Source organism: Streptomyces sp. S6 (assembly GCF_054880855.1).
The window spans coordinates 1-1,266 of sequence record NZ_JBTYMC010000658.1; the positions used below are offsets into that span (position 1 = coordinate 1).

The 1,266-nt window shown below is 73.0% G+C and carries 2 protein-coding genes; both read right to left on the bottom strand.

Going from position 1 to position 1,266, the window contains the following annotated elements; genetic code table 11:
- The coding region (gene rpe, locus ACVNF4_RS36210; protein ID WP_461807061.1) for a ribulose-phosphate 3-epimerase at positions 1–624 on the bottom strand (624 nt) is incomplete at its 3' end.
- A 77-nt stretch (positions 625–701) separates the two neighbouring features.
- Positions 702–1,266, bottom strand: a 565-nt coding sequence (locus ACVNF4_RS36215) for an RsmB/NOP family class I SAM-dependent RNA methyltransferase (protein ID WP_461807062.1), incomplete at its 5' end; no start/stop codon positions are given.

A 1,266-nucleotide genomic window follows, 5' to 3' on the forward strand; every position in this document is an offset into this window, starting at 1 on the left:
CACGGCGGCGGCGGGGTCGTCCGCGCCGTACACCGCCGAACCGGCGACGAAGACGTCCGCGCCGGCCTCCGCGCAGCGCTCGATGGTGCTCGCGGAGACCCCGCCGTCGACCTGGAGCCAGAGCTGGAGGCCGTGCTTGTCGATGAGCTGCCGGGTGCGGCGGATCTTGGGCAGCATGATGTCCAGGAACGCCTGGCCGCCGAAGCCCGGCTCGACCGTCATGATCAGCAGCATGTCGAGCTCGGGGAGGAGGTCCTCGTACGGCTCGATGGGGGTCGCGGGCTTCAGGGCCATGGACGCCCGGCCGCCCTTGGCGCGGATCTCGCGGGCGAGGCGGACGGGGGCGGCGGCGGCCTCGACGTGGAAGGTGACCGAGGAGGCGCCGGCCTCGATGTACTGCGGGGCCCAGCGGTCGGGGTCCTCGATCATCAGGTGGCAGTCCAGCGGGGTGTCCGTCGCCTTGGCCAGGGACTCCACGATCGGGACGCCGAGGGTGAGGTTCGGGACGAAGTGGTTGTCCATGACGTCGACGTGGAGCCAGTCGGCGCCTTCGACCGCCCTGGCCTCGTCGGCGAGGCGGGCGAAGTCGGCGGAGAGGATGCTGGGGTTGATCTGCACGGCCATGGGCCTAGCCTCCCATGTCCGGGCCCGGGGATGGGCACCGGTGGGGGAGGCGGGGCCAGTTTCGTACGATGATCTTATTAACTTTCCTTTACCTTGCGGATCAGCGCCAGGTACATCGCGTCCGTCCCGTGCACATGCGGCCACAACTGCACGTCCGGCCCCTCCCCCAGCCCCGGCACACCCGGCAGCAGGGGCCGCGCGTCGATCAGGTCCGCCCCGGGGAACTGCTTGAGGACGTCCGCGACGACCGCCCGCGTCTCCGCGAGATGCGGCGAGCAGGTCGCGTACCCGACGACCCCGCCGACCCGCACCGACTCCAGCGCCGTCTTCAGCAGCCCCCGCTGCAACGGCGCGAACCCTTCGAGATCCTCCGGACGACGCCGCCAGCGGGCCTCCGGACGGCGGCGCAGGGCGCCGAGGCCGGTGCAGGGGACGTCCATCAGGACGCGGTCGAAGGAGCCCGGCTTCCACGGGGGGCGGGTGCCGTCGGCCGCGATGACCTGGTATGGGCCCGGGTTGCCGGCCAGCGCCCGCGCGACGAGTCCGGCGCGGTGCGGCTGCTTCTCGGAGGCCAGCAGGGTCGCGCCGCGTTCGGCGGCGAGGGCGGCGAGGAGGGCGGCCTTGCCGCCGGGTCCCGCGCAG